A 19,567-nucleotide genomic window follows, 5' to 3' on the forward strand; every position below is an offset into this window, starting at 1 on the left:
CAAGGGCGCATACCGGTTGCGCGCATGAGCACGGACGGCACTGCAAACGCGATTGGGGACCTGACCGCACAACCCTGGTTCTTCTGCGGCATCGGCGGCTCGGGCATGCTGCCGCTGGCGCTGATCCTGAAGGGACACGGCGCCAGTGTCGCGGGATCGGACCGCAGCCGCGATCAGGGGCGCACACCGGAAAAGTTCGCCTGGCTGGAAAGCCTGGGCTTCGCGCTGCACCCGCAGGACGGCAGCGGGATCACTTCGGCGGATCAGGTGCTGGTCGCTTCCGCCGCGGTGGAGGAAACCGTGCCCGAAATGGTCCGGGCGCGCGAACTGGGCTGCCGCCGGATGAGCCGCGCCAATCTCCTCTCCACGCTGTTCAACGCCGCCGAAGCCGGGATTGCTGTGGGCGGAACCAGCGGCAAATCGACCGTAACGGGCATGCTGGGGTGGATCCTCACCGCCTGCGGCCGTGATCCCACGATCATGAACGGCGCAGTGATGAAGAACTTTGCCGGCCCCGATGCGCCCTTTGCCAGCGCACGCGTAGGCGCGATGGCGGGGCCGTTCGTTTCCGAAGTCGATGAAAGCGACGGGTCGATCGCCCAGTACCGGCCCCGGATCGCAGTACTCAACAACGTCAGCCTCGATCACAAGAGCCTGGAGGAGTTGCGCGCGCTGTTCGGCGATTTCCTCGCGGCGGCAACGCGTGCGGTGATCAACTTCGACGATGCCGAAAGCGCCGAACTCGCTCACCGCGCCCGCAAGGCACCGCTCACGTTCGGCGTCGCCAATCCGGCGGTGGATATCGGCGTTGTGGCAGGCAGCATCGTTGAAACGCCAACCGCTATCGAGGCTATGGTGTTCGACCGGCGTACCCTGGCCAATCACCTGCTCACGCTGTCCGTACCGGGCCGTCACAACCTCTCCAACGCGCTGGCGGCTCTGGCGGGCGCCAATGCCGCAGGCGTGCCGCTGGGCCAGGCGGTAGCGGCGCTTGGCGAATATGCCGGCCTTGCGCGGCGTTTCGATGTGGTGGGCACCAGCCCTTCAGGGATCACCGTGATCGACGACTTCGGCCACAATCCCGAGAAAGTGGCGGCCACGCTTGCGACATTGAAAGCGCATCCCGGCCGGGTCATCGCCTTCTTCCAGCCGCACGGCTACGGGCCGTTGCGGCAGATGGGGACGGAACTTGCCGAAGTGCTCGCCACGCGGCTGGGGCGCGAGGACGTGGTCATCCTGTGCGATCCGGTCTACTTCGGGGGGACGGTCGACCGCTCCGTCGGAAGCGAGCGCATTGTCGGCCTGATTGCGCAGCTTGGCGGCACGGCCGAACATATCCCCGCGCGTGAGGACTGCGCGGCTCGCATGGCCGAACTGGCGCGCCCTGGCGACCGCATCGTGATCATGGGCGCGCGCGACGACACGCTTTCGCGCTTTGCGCGCGACCTCCTGACCCGCCTGCCCTGAAACCCGGGCAGCGGGCAGCCGCGTGGCTCAGCCGATCGGGCCGACCGCGTCGAGCAACGAGGTTGTGAGGCGCAGTCCGCGCGTCGTCAGGCTTACATAGCGGCGGCGGGCATCCTCCTGGTCTGCGACGCGCACAATCAGCCCCTCACGCTCCAGCCGGGCGATCCAGCGCAGGACCGTGGTGGAAGGCAGGCCCGCACCGGCGCAGACGCTCGACACCTGAAGCGCGGTACGCGACTTGCGGGCGATGAACAGGTCGAGCAGAATGTCCCACCCCGGCTCGCCGAAAAGGCCCTTGATCGGGCTGGCTGCGTCGCGGCGGCGGCGCGCTTCATACAGCAGTTTGGCGATGCGCAGGGTTTCCGCATCGAGATCGACATGCGCGTCCAAAGCCTACTCCTCGCTCCCCAAGGAACTTGCGCCGCCACTCTCCTTTGCCCCGCCGCTGGACAGCCGGGAAAGTGGCTCTGACCGGTCATGGAATGCCCTGTCTTTACGCAACCCTTGGCAACATCGGGCCGATCAACAATCGCCCAAGTGAGATATGTAACCATATTGCGCATTATTGATAAGCCCGCGCTGCAGAAATATAGTCCGAAACGGTCTTAACTTTAGTTTGCATTTCAGTATTTTATATCGGCAAGTGTGAAGCGTACCTGGAAAATGGCCCTCTGATGGGGGACTTGGCACGGCCAATGGCCTGTTGCATGAATGAATTCCTCCCATGGCCCTCTTTCGTCGCCCTGCTCCAACCAATACTGAGACACAGGCGCTTGCGCTCGTCGGCGAACGAGTGCGCGCCCGGCTCGACGCAGCCCCGGGCGCTTACCGTCTGCCAGTCGACGGACTGGACATCTACGGGGTCGCCGATTTCTTCATGGCTGCAGAATGCGCACGCCTCATCGCCATGGTCGATGCGGTGGCGCGGCCCTCCCCCACGTTTCACAAGGGTCCGGCGAGCGGGCGCACCAGCTACAGCGGCGATGTCGATGCGCACGATCCCTTCATCCGCCAGATCGAGCAGCGGATCGACGCGCTCCTCGGGATCGAGCCGGCATTCGGCGAGGTGATTCAGGGGCAGCGCTATGCGCCGGGGCAGGAATTTCGCGCGCATTACGATTACTTCGACACCGGTGCCAGCTATTGGCCGGGCGAAGTCAAGCGCGGGGGACAGCGCTCATGGACCGCGATGGTCTACCTGAATGCGGTGGAGGCCGGCGGCGTGACCGAATTTCCCAAAGCGCCGATCTCGGTGCCGCCACAGCCGGGGGCGCTGCTGGTGTGGAACAACATGGGCCGCGACGGTAAGCCGAACCCACTGACCCTGCACGCCGGGCGGCCCGTGGAGAAGGGCGTCAAGTATATCGTGACGAAGTGGTACCGCGCGCGGCCTTGGTTTTAGGCGTGGTGGTGCTGGGGCTGAGAGTATTGGTTTGTGGCCCATAGCAGGGATCGGCGAAGGTCCACGACGTGCCGGAACGCGATAGAATACGCACGCCGTGCGCTTTATGCTGTGAGAATGAGCCGACTCGATCTGGTTGTCGTACTGACACTTTCTGCGTCGCTTGGCGCATGCGGAGATTACCTCGGCGACTACACGCTCGATCACGTCGACGTCGTTTCACAAGTTCCATCGAGTGCGACGGATGGTGTACAGATTCCTTCAAACGGGAACTATCTGCGTATTGGCGTTTCTTCGAACACCAGTCTCTACGCAGCAAACACCGGGCCGGGTCTGTACACAGATGCCGACTTCTGCCCCATGCAGGACCCGGAACGGTTCATCGCTTTCGGGCCAATTGCCAGTGACGGCGAGCCGGTCGAAGACTACAAGCGTCCAAAAGAGTTGAAGCGCGGAGTAGACCAGCGCTTCCATTATCTGGTGTATATCAAGGCAAGCTCCCCGCCTCGAAAGCTTTTTCCAAACTCCAGGCAGATTTCAGCTTACGATCTCAGAACGAGCAAGCGCGATGTTTGTATTCGCTTCCACGTGCCAGGCTATAACATCATCCGCTCGCGATCCGGATCGATAACGATCCCGGCGAAACTCCTCAGCAAGGCTCCCCAAGCCTAGCTGCGTCCGCACTCTCACTCCGCCGGCAGTTCCACGCCCTCCAGCGCCTCCGCAATCAGCCTGCGGGTGCCGGCGATGCCGTAGAGTGCGATGAAGCTGCCCATGCGGGGGCCTTGGCTCGAGCCGAGCAGCGTTTCGTAGAGCGCCTTGAACCAATCGCGCAGGGCGCCAATGCCGTAGTGCGGGTCCTTGCCGATTTCGTAGACCAAGGTCTGGAGCTCTTCGGCGCTGGCATTGTCGTCGGTCGCGGCGAGTTCGGCGTCGAGCGCGGCGAGGGCTGCGGCCTCGTTCGGCTCGGGCTTGCGGCGCTTCAGCGTCGGGGCGACGAAATCGCGGTTGTAGGCAAGCGCCGCAGTGACCAGCACATCGAGCGCGGGGTGCGCGGCGGGATCGGCGTTTTCGACATAGTTGCCGAGATAAGACCAGACCTGCGCCCGCGTCGCCTGCGCACCGAGCACGCCGACGAGGTTGAGCAGGAGGCCGTAGGTGACGGGCAGCGTATCGCCGTCCCCGCCGTGGTAGCCATTGGCGCGCAGCAAGTGCCAGACCGGGTTGCCGAGCTGCTGTTCGATCGGCTGGCTGGGGAGCTTTTCGCGGAACTGCCAGTATTCATCGACCGCGCGGGGGATCACCCCGGCGTGGAGCGACTTGGCGCTCTTGGGCTCACGGAAGAGGTAGAAGCCGAGGCTTTCCTCGCTGCCGTACTCAAGCCACTGCTCGATGGTGAGGCCGTTGCCCTTGGACTTGGAGATCTTCTCGCCGTTCTCATCAAGAAACAGCTCGTAGATCATGCCTTCCGGCCGGCGGCCGCCGAGGACTTGCGCGATGCGGCCCGAATAGAGGTGGCTGTCGGTGAGGTCCTTGCCGCACATCTCGTAATCGACGCCGAGCGCGGTCCAGCGCATGCCCCAATCGACCTTCCACTGCAGCTTGGACTTGCCGCCGAGGATCGACTGTTCGACCATTTCGCCCGTGATGTCCTCGAACCGGACAATCCCGGCTTCGGCATCGACCACGGTGACGGGGACCTGCAGCACCTGGTGGTTGCTGGGCGAGACGGGCAGCACCGGCGAATACGTGCGGCGGCGTTCCTCGCGCAAGGTGGGCAGCATGATATCCATGATCGCATCGAAATTGCGCAACACGCCCTTGAGCGCATCGTCGAACTCGCCGGCATTGTAGCGGTCGCTGGCCGAGACGAACTCGTACTCGAAGCCGAACTGATCAAGGAACTGGCGCAGCATCGCGTTGTTGTGGTGCGCAAAGCTTTCGTAGCGGTCGAAAGGATCGGGAATGCGGGTGAGCGGGTGGCCGAGATAAGCCGCAAGCAGGCCCTTGTTGGGCACGTTGTCGGGCACCTTGCGCAGACCGTCCATGTCGTCCGAGAAGGCGATCAGGCGCGTCGGATGCCCGCCCGTCAGCGTTTCATAGGCGCGGCGCACGAGCGTGGTGCGCAGCACTTCCTGAAAGGTGCCGATATGCGGCAGGCCCGAGGGGCCGTAGCCCGTTTCGAACAGCACGGGCACGAGTTCGCCGCTGGCATCGCGCTTACCGCCGGGGAAGCGTTTCACGATCTTGCGCGCTTCCTCGAACGGCCAGGCCCTGGAGGTCTGGCTGGCGGTGAACACATCAAGCGGCGCTGCGGTTTCTGCGTTTTCCATAACGGGGTTCCTTTTGCGGATGGCCCCATGGAGCGCAAGGAAAAGCTTGTGCGAGCCCTCGGGCAATCGCTACCGCAGGGCGAAAGAGAGTTTGGGAGACGGTATGGAATACGATGAGGTCATGCTCGGGCGGCGCAGCATTCGCGGGTACAAGCCCGATCCGGTGCCGCAGAAGCTGATCGAGGAAATCCTGCACATTGCAATGCGCGCGCCGACTTCGATGAACACGCAGCCCTGGAATTTCTACGTGATCACTGGCGAGCCGCTGGCGCGCATCCGGCAGGGCAACACCGAGCGCATTCTGGCGGGAGAGCCGGACTCGCGCGAGTTCCGCAAGGGCGAGCCGTTTGCCGGCGTCCACCGCGAGCGGCAGATTGGCGTTGCCAAGCAGCTTTTCTCGGCGATGGGCATTGCGCGTGACGACGCGGCGATGCGGCAGGACTGGGTGCTACGCGGCTTCCGCCAGTTCGATGCGCCGGTCTGCGTGATCGTGACCTATGACAAGGCGCTGTCGGGCAGCGACGATACCCCATTCGATTGCGGCGGCGTGGTCAATGCGCTGGTCAACGCGGCCTGGTCGCGCGGGCTTGGCACCGTGATCAACAGCCAGGGCATCATGCAATCGCCCGTGGTGCGCGAGCACGCCGGGATTGCCGACGATCAGGTGATCATGAAGAGCATTGCGCTCGGCTGGCCGGACGAGACCTTCCCCGCCAATGCGGTGGTCTCAGAACGCAAACCGGTGGCCGAGGCGGCTACATTTGTAGGGTTCGACGCGGCGTAACTTCGTCATAACCCGGGCATGGCATGATCGCGCCCGCGATGACGACCATGCCAGACCCGCTCGAGCTCGATTCGATCCTGCGCCGCGAGCTCATGCCCGGCGAGCGCCTGCTGTGGAGCGGGCGCCCGCTGCCCGGCAAGCTTCGGGCGGCCTTTGCGATCTGGTTCTTCGCCATTCCCTGGACCGCCTTCGCGCTGTTCTGGGAAGCGATGGCGTTTCTGCCGTGGATGGCGAGTTCGCATACGCCATCGGGCATTACCTGGAGCTTCGGGATCATTTTCCCGCTGTTTGGCCTGCCCTTTATCGGCGTGGGCCTGGCGATGCTGTGGATGCCGTTCAAGGCGCAGCGCAAGGCTGCGCAGACGATCTATGGCCTCACCGACCGGCGCCTGCTGCGCGTCTCGGCGGGGCGCAAGCGTGACAGCATCAGCGTGCTTGTCAGCCAGTTGGGCCCCATCGAGGTCAGCGCCGATCCTGACGGTGCCGGCAATCTGCGGGTCCAGACCGGCACCAGCCGCGACAGCGACGGCGACCGCGTGACCGAGCGCTTCGAAGTGCTGGGCGTGCCCGACGTCGGCCGGCTGGAGACCCTGCTGCTGGAACAGCAGGCCAAGGCGGCCCTCCCTCGCTGATCCGCAATGCAGATTGCAGGACCGCGTTCGCGCTTTGCAAAGCGCCCTTTCGCGCCTTGCACTGCCGCCAGCCCGCCGGGTGGTCGAACCCCCAATGAAATCGGGCTAGGCGGCTCTGGCATGAATGTTGCTGAAAGTCGGTTCGACACCTTCAGGGACACGGACCATGCCAGCAACCATCCAGACCGCACTGCTTCGGGCAACGCCCGAATGGCGCGCGCAGACCATGCGCCCGGCGCGGCGGACATCTGCGGTTTCGTATGTGGCGCCCCGCCCCGCGCCGGCTGCGCTTGAGGCCGAGCTGATCTCCACAGAGACGGCCTTTGCCGCGTTGGCAGGCGAATGGAACCGGCTCGCCGCCGAAGTCCCCGATGCCTGCCTCGCGCAGGGGTTTGCCTGGTGCTGGGCCGGCTGGTGCTCGACGGGCCGTCCTCGCGGACGGCGCCTTGCCGTGATCACGGTGCGCGAGGCCGGGCGGCTGGTGCTGGTCTGGCCGATGGCGCAACGCGGACGCGGGCTGCTGGCCGAGCTGATCCCGCTGGGCTCCGAGGCAACCGACTACAACCCGCTGCTGGTCGCGCGCTCGCTCCGCGCCGAAACTTATGTCCGGGCAGCGGTGGCGCTTATGCAGCATGAGACCGAAGCGGGCCTTGTGACCATGCCTCTGGTGCGGGACTAAAGCCCCGCCGCGCGCGTCCCTGCAGCCATGGCACAGGGCCCGGGTCAGGCGATCGCTCTGGAATCGCTTCAGGCACCGTTCCTTGATTGCGCCAGCCCCGCGCGCCTTGCAGCGTGCGATGCGGCGATGAGCAAGAACTTCCGGCGCGGGCTTGATCGGCGGCGGCGGCGGCTGGACGAGACCGGCAGCCTCGAATTCGCTGTGATCGACGATCCGGCAGGCTTTGCCGCGCTGCTCGACTGGACCATTGCGTCGAAAGTCGAATGGCTCGATCGTCGGGGCCTGAAGACCCCCTTCCTGCGTTCGGACCACTACCGCGCGTTCTGGCTCGCGGTCCATGCTTCGGCCAGTGGCGGCGGCCGGGTTCGCGGCATGGCGCTGCGGCTCGACGGGCAGATCATCGCGGCCAAGATCGTGGTGCAGACACCGGGCCGGCTCGAGGGCTTCCTGACCACGTTCGATCCCGAATTCAGCCGCTTCTCGCCTGGCCAGATCCTGCTGCGCGAGACATTCGCCTGGTGCGCCGAAGCCGGATTAGCCTATGATTTCCGCATCGGCGATGAAGCCTACAAGCTCGACTGGACGTCGGCAGCGGCGCGGGTGACGAACTATGTGCTACCCTTGAGCCGCGCGGGGGCACTGCTCCACCGCACGCGCATGCTGCGCCGACAAGCCTGCGCGGTGAAGGATCGCCTGCGCGAGCGGATCCCGACCGGGCTGCGGCGCGTCCTCAAGTCGCTGCTGCGCGATGATGCCCAGCCAACGGAAGCCTGAGGCGCCGCAGCCTTACTTGAGCAGTGACAGCACGTTCTGCTGGGCCTGATTGGCCTGCGCGATCATCGCGGTCGAGGCCTGGCTCAGAATCTGCGCCTTGGCCATCGCAGTCGTCTCGGCCGAATAGTCGGTGTCGAGAATGCGGCTGCGCGCGTCCGAGAGATTGGTCACGTTGTCGGTGAGATTATTGATCACCGATTCGAGGCGGTTCTGGCCCGAACCGAACTCTGCGCGCGCGACGTTGATCGCGGTGAGCGAGGCATCGACGTTGTCCATCGTCGTGCCGGCGAAGGTCGCGGTGCTGACATCGATCGCCTGCGGCGTGGTCGCCGGATCGTACGTCGTATTGGTGCCGCCGAACAGTTTGGTGCCGTCGATCGCCTTGCTGCGCAGGTCCACGGTATCGGAGGTATTGCTGCCGGTCTGGATCGAGAAGGTCGCGTCATCCGAACCGTTTGCCGCAGGCGCCGCGCCGACCACGGTGAACAGCTTGGTGCCGTTGAAGGTGGTCTTCTCCAGCACCTCGCTGATCTGCGAGGTGAGGTTGGCGACTTCGGACTGCATCGAAGTGCGGTCGGTATCGGTATAGGTGGCAGACTTGGCCTGCACCGCAAGTTCGCGGATGCGCTGGAGCATGGCAGTAACCTCGTTGAGCGCGCCGTCGGCGGTCTGGGCGAAGCTGATGCCGTCGTTGGCATTGCGGATGCCCTGGCTCATGCCCTTGATCTGCGAGGTCATGGTGGTGGTGATCGCTAGCCCCGCCGCGTCGTCCTTGGCGCCGTTGATGCGGCGCCCGGTCGAGAGCCGTTCCATCGCGACGCCGGCCATCTTCGAAGCGCTGTTCGACGCGTTGGATGCGCGGATGGCGCTGATGTTGGTATTGATGACTGCCATGGTTCCCAGTCTCCACTTAGGGCGGGGCTTGGGGCCCCAAACATGTCCCGAAAGGCCAGAACGGCAGGACCTTGCCGGGTTTAAGCCGGTACCCCTGCGTGCCGGTGTGCCGCCCATGCGGGAAAACGCGTAGGCGCCGACCTTGCCCCCCGCGCCGCTTTCCGGTCTAGTGCCGGGCGATGTCCGCCGCCTCTCTCCCCGCGCTCCATGCGAGCCACAGCGGCTGCTGGCTGCGCGAAACGCGTAATGGCGGCGCCGGGGTCACGCGCCCGCTCGGCAAGGGCGAAGCGATCATGGCTGCGGCCGATACGCCGCTCCTGCTGCTAAACGCGCCGCTGGTGGCGAGCCGTCTGGGCTATCCCGATCTTTCCGGGCTCGATCTGCTCGAACTCTACGCCTTCATCCACCCTGCGCGCTTTGTGGTGCCGACGCCCAAGGGGCTGGCGCAGGCGCTGGGCCTTGCCGAACCGGCAGGCGACGACGCCGTGCCTGCGCTGCTCCAGGCAGCAGCAGAGGCGCTGCTGGCCACCTGCGAGGACCCGGCCTGGCTCGAGCGCGAGGGCGCGTGGAGCGCGGTGCAGACGCTCGTGCGGCTGCGCTGGCCTTGGGCCGGCCTGCTCGCCCCACGCATCGCTCAGCCGCAGCGCGCCGAGCGCTGGCTGTTTTCGCGCCTGCCCGAATGGGAGGACGCGCCTGAACGGCTGCAGCCCGCGCAAGTCCTGCTGGAAGACACCGCCATCGCCGCGCGGCTGGCCGCCCTCACTGGCAGCGGCGCGGAAGCGCGCCCGGCGCAGCAAGACTATGCGCGCACGGCAGGCGCGATGTTTGCCCCCCGCCGCGCCGCGCGCCAGCCGCATATAGTGCTGGCGCAGGCGGGCACCGGCACTGGCAAGACCCTGGGCTATCTCGCGCCCGCCTCGCTCTGGGCCGAGCAATCGGGCGGCACGGTCTGGGTTTCGACTTATACCAAGGCGCTGCAGCGGCAATTGCGCCGCGAGAGCCGCCTCGCCTTCCCCGCCGACCGCGCCTTGCAGGCCGGGCGCAGCGGGCCGCCAGTTGTGGTGCGCAAGGGACGCGAGAATTACCTCTGCCTGCTGAACCTCGAGGACGCGCTGCAGGGCGGTTTTACCGGTCGGCCCGCGATCATGGCGCAGCTGGTGGCGCGGTGGGCGGCCTACAGCCAGGACGGCGACATGATCGGCGGCGATCTGCCGGGCTGGCTTGGCACGCTTTTCCGCAAACGCGGGATCGCGGCGCTGACCGACCAGCGCGGCGAATGCGTCTATGCCGGGTGCCCGCATTTCCGAAAATGCTTCATCGAGCGCGCGGCACGGGCCTCTGTAGGGGCCGAACTGGTGATCGCGAACCATGCGCTGGTTATGATCAACGCGGCGAGAGCGCGCGAACCGGCGCAGCGGCCGACGCGGATCATCTTCGACGAAGGCCATCACGTGTTTGAGGCGGCGGATTCGACCTTCGCCGCAGCGCTGACCGGCGCCGAGACAGTGGAGCTGCGGCGCTGGGTGATTGGCCCCGAAGGCACCTCACGCGGGCGGCGGCGGGGCCTTGCCGCGCGGCTGGCCGATGTAGCGAGCTATGATGCGGACGGGGCACGCGCCATAACGGACGCACGCGAGGCGGCGAGCGCGCTCCCCGGCGACGGGTGGCTGGCCCGCATCCTCGAAGGCGCACCGTTCGGGCCGCTGGAAGACCTGCTCGCCGAGACGCGCGCGCTGGTTCACGCCCGCGACGAGAGCGGCGGACAGGAAGCGGGCTATGGGCTGGAGACCGAGGCCGCGCAACTTGGCGGCGCGTTCGTCGAGGTGGCGGGGCGCGCGCAGGAAGCGCTGGAGGCGCTGCGCCAGCCGCTGATGCGGCTGGGCATGCGGCTTGAAGCCTTGATCGAGGAAGGGCCTGACTGGCTCGACGGCCCGGCCCGCGCAAGGATCGAAGGCGCGCGCGGGGCGATCGGCTGGCGCGCCGATCTGCTGGCCGGGTGGATCGGGCTGCTGGCGCGGCTGGGCGGGCCGGGCGACCCCGAATTTGTCGACTGGCTTGCCGTGGAGCGGTCCGAGGGCCGCGAGTGGGATATTGGCCTGCACCGCCGCTATCTCGATCCGATGAAGCCCTTTGCCGAAGCTGTGCTGGCAGGCGCGCATGGGGTGATGATGACCTCGGCCACGCTGTGCGATGCGGCGGACGCGGCGGCGGGCGAATGGGACAGCGCGGTGCAGCGCAGCGGTGCGCCCCATCTCGATGTGGCACCGCGCCTGTTCGCCGCGCCGAGCCCCTTCAACTATGCGGGGCAGGCCGAAGTGCTGATCGTGACCGACGTGCCGCGCGGCGATATTCCGGCGCTGGCCAATGCCTATGGCCGGTTGATCGAGGCCTCGGGCGGCGGCGCGCTGGGCCTGTTCACCGCAATCCGGCGGCTGCGCGCGGTCTATGGTCGGATTGCCGACCGGCTGGCGCGCGGCGGGCTGCCGCTGTTTGCCCAGCATGTCGATCCGATCGATACAGGCACCTTGGTCGACATCTTTCGCGACGATCCGCGCGCCTCGCTGCTCGGCACCGATGCGCTGCGCGACGGGGTCGACGTGCCGGGCCATTCGCTGCGGCTGGTGGTGATGGAGCAAGTGCCCTGGCCCAAGCCCTCGATTCTCCACCGCGCGCGGCGGCTGGCAAACCGGGGCGGCGGGCAGGCGCATGACGACCGCATCATCCGCGCGCGGCTGGCGCAGGCCTTCGGGCGGCTGATCCGCTCCGCCGGGGACCGGGGGCATTTCGTTGTGCTGTCCTCCGCCTTCCCCTCACGGTTGCTGAGCGCCTTTCCGCCGGGCACGCCGGTGCGTCGGGTTACCTTGGATGCGGCTTTACAAAGTGTGGCTGGCAGTGTTTCTGACGCCGTGCTTACCCCCGCCCCGACCGGCGAGATCGACGAGACCCGCGCGTGAAAACCCTTGCTTTGCTGCGCCATGCCAAGTCCGACTGGTCCGACGCACGGGCGCGCGATTTCGATCGGCCGCTCAACGCGCGCGGGGTGCGCGGGGCGCAGGCGATGGGGCAGCATATCAAGGCCACCGGCATGGCTTTCGAACGCATCCTCGCCTCCCCCGCCGTGCGCGTGGCCGAAACGATCGAGGAAGCAAGCAAGGCCTGGGGCCACAGCTTTCCGGTGGAATGGGACCGTCGGATCTATCTGGCGAGTTCGGCCACGCTGATCGACCTCCTGCGCGAGTTGCAAGGCGAGCCTGCCAGCGTTCTGATGATCGGGCACAATCCGGGTCTGGAGGACCTGATCTTCGACCTCGTACCCGACGACGGCGCCAGCCCGCTGCGCGAGGAAGTGGAAGTGAAGTTCCCGACCGCGACCTTTGCGGTGATGGAACTGGCCATCGAGCGCTGGGCCGATCTGGACGAGCGCCGCGCCAAGCTGGTGGCGATGGTGCGGCCGCGTGATCTGGATCCGGCGCTGGGGCCTACTTTGAACGATTGAAATTGGAAGGGCTCACGCGAAAGCACTGAGGGAAGCCATGCAGGCATGGATTGCAGACAATCGCAGGCGGGTGATCGTGATCGCGGTCCTTGCTGCGCTGCTTCTTGGCGGCTTCGTGGCGCTGCACTGGATGACTTCGGTTCCGGGCGACCCATGGGTTGGGCCGCTCCCGTCGCTTCGCCCAGCAGAACGTGATCTTGCGCAGCGGCTTCGTTCCCATGTTGTTGCGATCGCAAGCGAACCGCACAACACGTTTTATCCGGTCGCCTACGCCGAAGCGGCCACCTACATCGAGCGCACGCTGACGGCTGAAGGCTACAAGGTGGCGCGACAGACCTTTGATGCGGGTACAGCGACCAACCTCGAAGCAGTCATCGAGCCGCAGGCCACCAACGCCACTACATTGGTGGTTGGCGCACACTATGACAGCGCCGGCTATGCGCCCGGCGCGAATGACAATGGCACCGGAACAGCAGCGTTGCTGGAACTCGCGCGGATGCTTTCCGATCTGCGCGGCAGGGCAAAAGTCCGCATCAGGCTGGCCTTCTTCGCGAACGAGGAACCGCCCCATTTCAAGACCAGTCGGATGGGTAGCCTCGTCTATGCCAAAGCGCTGACGGACAAGGGCCTCACGCCCGATGCGATGTTATCGCTTGAGACACTGGGCTTCTACAGCGACGAAGCCGGAAGCCAGCACTATCCCTTCCCGCTCGGTGTCCTCTATCCCGACACCGCCAACTTCGTTGCGTTCGTTGGTACCGTGTCTTCCCGGTCGCTGGTTCAGCGCGCGGTCGGCAGCTTTCGCTCGGTGGCGCAATTCCCAAGCGTGGGCGGAACCGCACCGGGATTCGTACAAGGGATCGACTGGTCCGATCACTGGTCATTCGGCCAGACCGGAGTCCCGTCACTGATGATCACCGACACCGCGCCGTTCCGTTACAGGCATTATCATACCCGGATGGATACGCCGGACAAAGTCGACTTTGAGCGCCTTGCCCGGGTGACCACCGGGTTGGGACGAATGCTGCGCGGCTGGCGCTGACAGGGCCTGCTTTCTGCCAAAGAGGCGATAAACCGCCGTCTTGAGCACCAGTTCCGCCTCTCAATCCTCCAGCGCTGCCACCAGCCGCCCACGGATCGTTTCAAGGTGTCGGCGCAGGATGCGTATGGCGCTGATGATTTCCTCCTCGGCGGGCATGCCGCGCGTGCGCATGGGCGGCAGGGCGGCCTCTGCAGGCGGTGGCGCCAGATCAGGCGCCCCGCCCTTACCCGACAGCGCCTGGCGGGCGCCGCGGATGGTATAGCCTTCACGATGAAGGAGCTGATCGATGCGGGTGAGCAGCGCGACGTCTTCCGGACGGTAATAGCGGCGGCCGCCGGCGCGGGTCAGTGGACGCAGCGTCGGGAACTGCTCTTCCCAGTAGCGCAAGACATGCTGCTTCAGGCCGAGCGCCTTCGCCACCTCACCAATGGTGCGGAGCGCGCCGGGATCCTTCCCGTCGTCGAAGGCCGGAAGCGGGTGGGACGAGGTGCCGGAGGTATCAGCTGCTGGCAGCGATTCGGTCCTTCAACATCTGGCTCGCGCGGAAGGTCATGACCCGGCGCGGGGTGATCGGCACTTCGATGCCGGTCTTGGGATTGCGGCCGACACGCTCGGCCTTGTCACGCAGCAAGAATGTGCCGAACCCGGAAATCTTCACGTTTTCGCCTTCTGCAAGCGCTTCGCACATGTGGTCGAGAATCGACTCCACCATGCCAAGTGAGTCCGCCCGCGACAAGCCAACGCGGCGATTGATGCTCTCTGCAAGATCAGCGCGAGTAAGAGTCCCTACCGAACGCATCCCCGATTCCCCCGATACCAAAGCGACAAGTTGGCTTGACACAATACAGTGTCCGCCGAGGCTTACAACCCCTTTCTGTGCTGTTTTATCGGCCAATGCATTGGTCTGCAACGAAAACTGTATGAAAAGAGCATCCGCATCGGTCTGATCACAGGCGAACGAGGCTTGCTCCCCACGTGAATCCGCCGCCCATCGCCTCGAACATGACGAGCTGCCCGGGCTTGATCCGCCCGTCGCGCACCGCCGTATCGAAGGCCAGCGGCACAGATGCGGCGCTCGTATTGGCATGGCGATCGACGGTCACGATCACCTTGTCCTCCGGCAGACCGAGCTTGCGCGCGGTCGCATCTAGGATGCGGGCGTTGGCCTGATGCGGCACGACCCAGTCGACCTCCGCAGCGGTGTGGCCGCTGGCGACGAGTACTTCCTCAAGCACTGCGGCGAGATTGACGACGGCGTGGCGGAACACCTCGCGGCCCTTCATGCGCAGCTTGCCCACGGTGCCGGTGGTGGAAGGCCCGCCGTCCATGTGGAGCAGATTGTTGTGTGCGCCATCGGCATGGAGGCGTGTGGCGAGAATGCCGGGTGCCATGGGATCGCTCTCGTCCACCTCGACCGCCTCGAGCACCACGGCACCCGCACCATCGCCGAAGAGCACGCAGGTGGTGCGGTCATCCCAATCGAGCAGGCGGCTCATGGTCTCGGCGCCGATCACCAGCGCGCGCTTGGCCGCGCCCGTGCGCAGCAGCGCGTCGGCCGTGCCGAGCGCATAGAGGAAGCCCGAGCAGACCGCGGCGACATCGAAGGCCATCCCACCGCGGCAGCCGAGCGCGTGCTGGACGATCGTGGCGGAAGCGGGAAAGGTCTGGTCAGGGCTGCAGGTGCCCAGGATGATAAGGTCGATCGATGCCGCTTCCATGCCCGCCGCCGCCAGCGCCTTGCGCGCAGCTTCGGTGGCGAGCGTGGCGGTGGTCTCCCCTTCCCCGGCGACATGGCGGTTGCGGATACCGGTACGCTCGACGATCCATTCGTCGGTCGTATCGACCATGGTTGCCATTTCGGCGTTGGAAACGGCGCGGACCGGGAGCGCAGAGCCGCTGCCGCGAATAACCGAGCGCAGGCTCATGCCTTCGCCTCGGGCGCTTCGGGTGCACTGCGGGCGCGGGCCGCCGCGTTGGTGCCGCGCACCGCATCCTGCCCGGCGTGGGCAAGGTCGGCGGCGATGCGTTCGGTCAGCCGCTCCGACAGCAGGCGCGAAGTGACCGCGACCGCGTGGGCAACGCCGAGCGCCGATGCGCTTCCGTGGCTTTTCACGACAACTCCGTTGAGACCAAGGAACACCGCACCGTTGTGGTTGTTCGGATCGAGGTGGTGCTTGAGCAGTTCGGTCGCCGGCTTCGAAATGAGGAAGCCGAACTTCGAGCGCAGCGAACTGGAAAAGCTGCGGCGCAACAGATCGGCAACGAAACGGGCCGCGCCTTCCATTGCCTTGAGCGCGATGTTGCCGGTGAAGCCGTCGGTCACCACCACGTCGACATCGCCGCGCGAGAGCTTGTCTGCTTCGGTAAACCCGTCGAAACGGAAGGCGAGCGCTTCACCGGCCTGCTTGAGCAGGCTTGCCGCCTCGCGCAGTTCGTCGGTGCCCTTGGTTTCCTCGGTCCCGATGTTGAGCAGGCGCACACGCGGCTCGGCAAGGCCGTGGACGATCCGGGCATAGGCGGCGCCCATGATGCCGAACTGCATGAGATTGCGCGCATCGCATTCGGTGTTGGCGCCGAGATCGAGCATGACAAGATCATGGTCGCCAAGCGTGGGAACGAGCGCGGCGAGTGCAGGCCGGTCGATCCCCGGCATCGTGCGCAGCGCCACTTTGGCCATGGCCATGAGCGCACCGGTATTGCCCGCGCTGACGGCAGCACCCGCATCGCCGCTCTTCACCGCTTCGATCGCAAGGCCCATCGACGTGGTGCGGGCGCGGCGCAGTGCCTGGGTGGGCTTTTCCTCGCCCGAAACGACATCGGGTGCGTGGAGGATTTCGGAGGCCGAGCGCAAGTTGGGATGCGCATCGAGCGCGCGGCTGATCGCTGTTTCATCCCCGACCAGCAGGAACTTGAACTGATCGTGCTGGCGACGCGCTAGCGCCGCGCCTTCAACCATGACGCGCACGCCCACATCGCCGCCCATCGCATCGACGGCGATACGCGGCAAACCCATGACCCGGCTTTCTCCCCCTCAGCCGGTTTCAGAGGCCGACGGCGATGATCTCGCGGCCGTTGTAGTGCCCGCAGGCACCGCACAGCATGTGCGGGCGCTTCAGCTCACCACAGTTCGAGCACTCATGGAAGGCATCAACCTTCAGCGCATCGTGGCTGCGACGCATGCCCCGGCGGGAGGGCGAGGTCTTTCTTTTGGGGACGGCCATTGCGGCACCTGTTCCTGATATTGAAGTCGTGTACGGGCAAGCGCGATAGGCAAATCCTGCCTTGCACACAACCCCTGTCCAAGCGCCTTTCGATGGCGGCCCGACTAAAGTTCGGCAGCAAGCTGGAATCGCCGATCGCGGGCGAAGGCGCGCCTATACGGATTTTTGGGTGCTTTGCAAGCGCCTGGCGTCTAGGAGTTCCGGGTTGCGACAACAAGACAACGGGAGAAGACCTGCTCATGACACTGCCCATCACGCTCGGCGCCGCGGCCGCGGCCGCGCTGATCAACCTCTGGCTTTCGATCCGCTGCGGCCAGGTCCGCACCGCCGAAAAAGTTTCGGTCGGCGACGGCGGCAACGACAAGCTGATCCGCCGCATGCGCGCGCACTCCAATTTCACCGAGAACACGCCGATCGTGCTGGTGATGATCGCCGCGCTTGAACTTGCCCATATGGGCAGCACCCCGCTTGCCGCAGTGGCGGGCGTCTACATGGCTGGCCGTGTGATGCATGGCCTTGGCATGGACGGCGGCAGCTTTGCCACGGGGCGGATGATCGGAACTCTCATTACCATGCTCACCCAGCTTGGCCTTGCGATCTGGGCGATCATGAGCGCGCTTGCCTGAGAGCGTTACTGCTTCAGGTTGTAATCGCTGACGAAACTGTTGGTCTGACGTTCCCGGCCGAAAGTGCTGTTGGGCCCGTGGCCGGGAACGAACAGGATATCATTGCCAAGCGGCCAGAGCTTCTCGGTGATCGAGGCGATCAACTCCGCATGGTTGCCCATGGGAAAATCGGTGCGACCGATCGATCCCTGGAAAATGACATCGCCCACCACGGCAAAGCGCGAGGGCTGGTGAACGAAGACGACGTGACCGGGGGTGTGACCCGGGCAATGGATCACGTCCAGCTCGACCTCGCCCACGGTCACCGTGTCGCCATCGACCAGCCAGCGGTCGGGTTCGAACACCTCGCCGCGAATACCCCAGCGCTTGCCATCATCGCCCAGCCGCGAAATCCAGAAGCGGTCCGCTTCGTGCGGGCCTTCGATCGGCACGCCCAATTCTTTCGCCAGCACACCGGTGATGCCGCAGTGATCGATATGGCCGTGGGTGACGAGCAGCTTCTCGATCGTGACACCCGACTTGTCGATCGCCGCGCGCAGCCGTTCGATATCACCGCCGGCATCGATGAACGCGCCGCGCATGGTTTTCGTGCACCAGATCAGCGTGCAGTTCTGCTCGAGCGGGGTGACGGGGATGATGGCGGCCTTGAGGGGCGCTTCGGTGGTTTGGGTCATGCCCGCCAAAGTGGCGTTTGGAGGCGAGCAAGGCAACCCCTCCGTCAGCCCTTTCGGGCTGCGACCTCCCCATTTGCCATGCGGGAAAATGGGGAGGTGGGCCGCCGCAGGCAGGTCGGAGGGGTAATCCCTCTATATCCGCCCGCCCTTCCACACCACGCGCCCCACCACCGCGACATCTTCGGCGCGGCGCTCCATGCGCGGGTAGGCGGGATTGTCGCTGATCACGCGCAAGGTGCCCGCCGCGCCCGGCTCCAGCCGCTTCACCAGCAGCACATCGTCCAGCCGGATCACGTGGAGCCCGGCGCGAAGCGGACGCGGTGAGCGGTCGACGAGAATTTCGTCGCCATCGCGCAAGGTGGGCTCCATCGAATCGCCCTCGACCTCGATCACACTGAGCATGACGGGCTCAAGCCCCTGCTGCCTGAGCCAGCGCCCCGAAAAGCGCAGCCGGTCAACCGGCGCGACATCGCGCGCGAGCGTGCCTGCTCCGGCCGAGGCGCCCAGCGGCAGGCGAGGGATATCGGCCCAGTCGGCCGCGCGGGCTGGAGCCCCTGCCCCCACGGTCAGAACAGTCTCGCGCGGCGGCGCGCCGAGTTCGGCTTCATCGACGCCGAAGAATTCAGCGAGCGTGCGGCGGTCGTTTTCCTCCAGCTTGCGGGGGCTGCCCTTGCGTACGAACTGCTGGAGATAGGCAGCATTGCGGCCGAGCAGGCCAGAGAGTGCCGAGAGGCTGACCCCCCGCTCCGCCGCCAGCGAGACGAGGCGCGCGCGCGCCGGATCCATCGGGGGATCGGCGGCAGTTTGCGTCTCGATTCGGGAATCCATGGGCTCGCTCCATATTCGAAGGATTTTTCCTAGACCTACAGGATTAATCCGTCAACATAAGAAAAATCTTATTTCGACTCGCCCCGGAGCTTTCGCCATGTTGATCAGGAAAATCGAACGGTTCCTTTCAACCCACGCCATGCCGCGCACCCGGTTCGGCCGCCTTGCCGCACACGACCCGCGCCTGGTCGACGACTTGCGCAATGGCCGCGAGCCACGTCCTGCGACGACCGAACGCGTGGAACATTTCATGAACTCTTACAGGAGCACCAGCCATGTGGCTTGATCGCCTTTTCCCCGCCCTGCCCTACGAGTGCAAATCCGAGCCTGATCTGCGGCCAACCCCGCACCCGCGCGTGCGGATCAGCCCGGGCGAACGCCTGCTGCGCGCGGTCCTGGCGATGGCCGGGCCGCCGACGGAGCTCATGGAGCATCGCGAGGAGCCCTGGGCCAGCGTGACCTTCGCCGGCACGCGCCACACCATCGTGCTGCGGTATCAGGGCTGGGAAGCCTGCGACGCGGCCGAAGCCCTGATCGCCATGCTGCCCGAACACGAGTTCACCATTCCGCGCACACTGGTCGCCGATGCGGTCGTGGTGCGGCTTGATCAGGTGCTGCTGCCCGAGCCTGTGATGACGCTGGAGCTGGCGCTGCTGCTGCTGGATGATGTGTGAGGACGCCTGTGCGACCTTCCGCTCGACACGTCCCCCGATCC

Annotated in this window: 23 protein-coding genes; 13 read left to right on the top strand and 10 right to left on the bottom strand. The window is 65.7% G+C overall.

The annotated features are described in order from the left end of the window. Positions 1-24: 24 nt before the first annotated feature. A complete protein-coding gene (locus tag WCL10_RS04930; protein ID WP_336894514.1) occupies positions 25-1,467 on the top strand; it encodes a Mur ligase family protein in 1,443 nt (480 codons plus the stop codon). 27 nt (positions 1,468-1,494) lie between these two features. On the opposite strand, the gene WCL10_RS04935 is transcribed toward WCL10_RS04930, so the two are convergent. Next, positions 1,495-1,857, bottom strand: coding sequence for a winged helix DNA-binding protein (locus tag WCL10_RS04935; protein ID WP_336894515.1), 363 nt, complete (start codon positions 1,855-1,857; stop codon positions 1,495-1,497). A gap of 334 nt (positions 1,858-2,191) precedes the next feature. Between WCL10_RS04935 and WCL10_RS04940 the strand changes: the two genes are divergently transcribed. Beyond that, a complete protein-coding gene (locus WCL10_RS04940) occupies positions 2,192-2,869 on the top strand; it encodes a 2OG-Fe(II) oxygenase (RefSeq protein ID WP_336894516.1) in 678 nt (225 codons plus the stop codon). A 117-nt stretch (positions 2,870-2,986) separates the two neighbouring features. After that, entirely contained in the window at positions 2,987-3,541 is a 555-nt protein-coding gene (locus WCL10_RS04945; protein ID WP_336894517.1) for a hypothetical protein, read from the top strand. 14 nt (positions 3,542-3,555) lie between these two features. On the opposite strand, the gene WCL10_RS04950 is transcribed toward WCL10_RS04945, so the two are convergent. After that, positions 3,556-5,202 (bottom strand): lysine--tRNA ligase, encoded by a 1,647-nt coding sequence (locus WCL10_RS04950; RefSeq protein WP_336894518.1) that lies wholly within the window; start codon positions 5,200-5,202, stop codon positions 3,556-3,558. 103 nt (positions 5,203-5,305) lie between these two features. Between WCL10_RS04950 and WCL10_RS04955 the strand changes: the two genes are divergently transcribed. From WCL10_RS04955 to WCL10_RS04970, 4 genes are all read left to right on the top strand, one after another. Beyond that, positions 5,306-5,986: a nitroreductase gene (locus WCL10_RS04955; protein WP_336894519.1), complete on the top strand. Its 681-nt coding sequence runs from the start codon at positions 5,306-5,308 to the stop codon at positions 5,984-5,986. A gap of 23 nt (positions 5,987-6,009) precedes the next feature. Then, entirely contained in the window at positions 6,010-6,618 is a 609-nt protein-coding gene (locus tag WCL10_RS04960; RefSeq protein WP_336894520.1) for a hypothetical protein, read from the top strand. A gap of 166 nt (positions 6,619-6,784) precedes the next feature. Further along, positions 6,785-7,297, top strand: a complete 513-nt coding sequence (locus tag WCL10_RS04965) for a hypothetical protein (RefSeq protein WP_336894521.1) — start codon at positions 6,785-6,787, stop codon at positions 7,295-7,297. Between the two features lie 126 nt (positions 7,298-7,423). Next, positions 7,424-8,071, top strand: coding sequence for a GNAT family N-acetyltransferase (locus WCL10_RS04970; protein WP_336894522.1), 648 nt, complete (start codon positions 7,424-7,426; stop codon positions 8,069-8,071). Positions 8,072-8,083: 12 nt separating this feature from the next. Here the strand turns inward: WCL10_RS04970 and WCL10_RS04975 are convergent, their stop codons facing one another. After that, positions 8,084-8,965 carry a flagellin gene (locus WCL10_RS04975; protein WP_336894523.1) on the bottom strand — a complete coding sequence of 294 codons (882 nt, stop codon included), beginning with the start codon at positions 8,963-8,965 and terminating at the stop codon, positions 8,084-8,086. 179 nt (positions 8,966-9,144) lie between these two features. Here WCL10_RS04975 and WCL10_RS04980 point away from each other — a divergent pair, with 179 nt between their 5' ends. The 3 genes from WCL10_RS04980 to WCL10_RS04990 all read left to right on the top strand — a co-directional run bounded on the left by WCL10_RS04980 (position 9,145) and on the right by WCL10_RS04990 (position 13,503). Beyond that, positions 9,145-11,919, top strand: a complete 2,775-nt coding sequence (locus tag WCL10_RS04980; RefSeq protein ID WP_336894524.1) for an ATP-dependent DNA helicase — start codon at positions 9,145-9,147, stop codon at positions 11,917-11,919. Then, positions 11,916-12,461, top strand: coding sequence for a histidine phosphatase family protein (locus WCL10_RS04985; RefSeq protein WP_336894525.1), 546 nt, complete (start codon positions 11,916-11,918; stop codon positions 12,459-12,461). Before WCL10_RS04980 ends, WCL10_RS04985 begins: the two co-directional genes overlap by 4 nt. Before the next feature lie 70 nt (positions 12,462-12,531). Continuing rightward, the gene (locus tag WCL10_RS04990; RefSeq protein ID WP_336894526.1) at positions 12,532-13,503 is read left to right on the top strand and encodes a M20/M25/M40 family metallo-hydrolase; all 972 of its coding nucleotides are present in this window, start codon (positions 12,532-12,534) and stop codon (positions 13,501-13,503) included. 60 nt (positions 13,504-13,563) lie between these two features. On the opposite strand, the gene WCL10_RS04995 is transcribed toward WCL10_RS04990, so the two are convergent. The 5 genes from WCL10_RS04995 to rpmF form a co-directional block, all read right to left on the bottom strand. Further along, complete coding sequence (locus WCL10_RS04995) at positions 13,564-13,923, bottom strand: MerR family transcriptional regulator (RefSeq protein ID WP_336894527.1); 360 nt, start codon at positions 13,921-13,923, stop codon at positions 13,564-13,566. 79 nt (positions 13,924-14,002) lie between these two features. Beyond that, complete coding sequence (locus tag WCL10_RS05000; RefSeq protein ID WP_336894611.1) at positions 14,003-14,302, bottom strand: integration host factor subunit alpha; 300 nt, start codon at positions 14,300-14,302, stop codon at positions 14,003-14,005. Positions 14,303-14,450: 148 nt separating this feature from the next. Then, a complete protein-coding gene (locus tag WCL10_RS05005) occupies positions 14,451-15,428 on the bottom strand; it encodes a beta-ketoacyl-ACP synthase III (protein WP_336894528.1) in 978 nt (325 codons plus the stop codon). Beyond that, positions 15,425-16,516: a phosphate acyltransferase PlsX gene (plsX, locus tag WCL10_RS05010; protein ID WP_336894529.1), complete on the bottom strand. Its 1,092-nt coding sequence runs from the start codon at positions 16,514-16,516 to the stop codon at positions 15,425-15,427. The genes WCL10_RS05005 and plsX overlap by 4 nt, the downstream gene beginning before the upstream one ends. A 28-nt stretch (positions 16,517-16,544) precedes the next feature. Then, positions 16,545-16,724, bottom strand: coding sequence for a 50S ribosomal protein L32 (gene rpmF / locus WCL10_RS05015; RefSeq protein ID WP_292930218.1), 180 nt, complete (start codon positions 16,722-16,724; stop codon positions 16,545-16,547). Between the two features lie 239 nt (positions 16,725-16,963). Here rpmF and WCL10_RS05020 point away from each other — a divergent pair, with 239 nt between their 5' ends. Continuing rightward, on the top strand, positions 16,964-17,350 hold the full coding sequence (locus WCL10_RS05020) for an MAPEG family protein (RefSeq protein ID WP_336894530.1): 387 nt from the start codon (positions 16,964-16,966) through the stop codon (positions 17,348-17,350). A 5-nt stretch (positions 17,351-17,355) separates the two neighbouring features. Here the strand turns inward: WCL10_RS05020 and WCL10_RS05025 are convergent, their stop codons facing one another. Both WCL10_RS05025 and WCL10_RS05030 read right to left on the bottom strand, forming a co-directional pair. Continuing rightward, positions 17,356-18,024, bottom strand: coding sequence for an MBL fold metallo-hydrolase (locus WCL10_RS05025; protein ID WP_336894531.1), 669 nt, complete (start codon positions 18,022-18,024; stop codon positions 17,356-17,358). Between the two features lie 132 nt (positions 18,025-18,156). Continuing rightward, complete coding sequence (locus WCL10_RS05030; protein ID WP_336894532.1) at positions 18,157-18,852, bottom strand: S24 family peptidase; 696 nt, start codon at positions 18,850-18,852, stop codon at positions 18,157-18,159. Between the two features lie 97 nt (positions 18,853-18,949). Between WCL10_RS05030 and WCL10_RS05035 the strand changes: the two genes are divergently transcribed. Continuing rightward, complete coding sequence (locus tag WCL10_RS05035) at positions 18,950-19,138, top strand: hypothetical protein (protein ID WP_336894533.1); 189 nt, start codon at positions 18,950-18,952, stop codon at positions 19,136-19,138. Further along, positions 19,128-19,526: a hypothetical protein gene (locus WCL10_RS05040; RefSeq protein WP_336894534.1), complete on the top strand. Its 399-nt coding sequence runs from the start codon at positions 19,128-19,130 to the stop codon at positions 19,524-19,526. Before WCL10_RS05035 ends, WCL10_RS05040 begins: the two co-directional genes overlap by 11 nt. The last annotated feature ends 41 nt before the right edge of the window (positions 19,527-19,567 follow it).

Origin of the sequence: Novosphingobium sp. (genome assembly GCF_037133355.1) — a bacterium.
Classification (GTDB): Bacteria; Pseudomonadota; Alphaproteobacteria; order Sphingomonadales; family Sphingomonadaceae; genus Novosphingobium.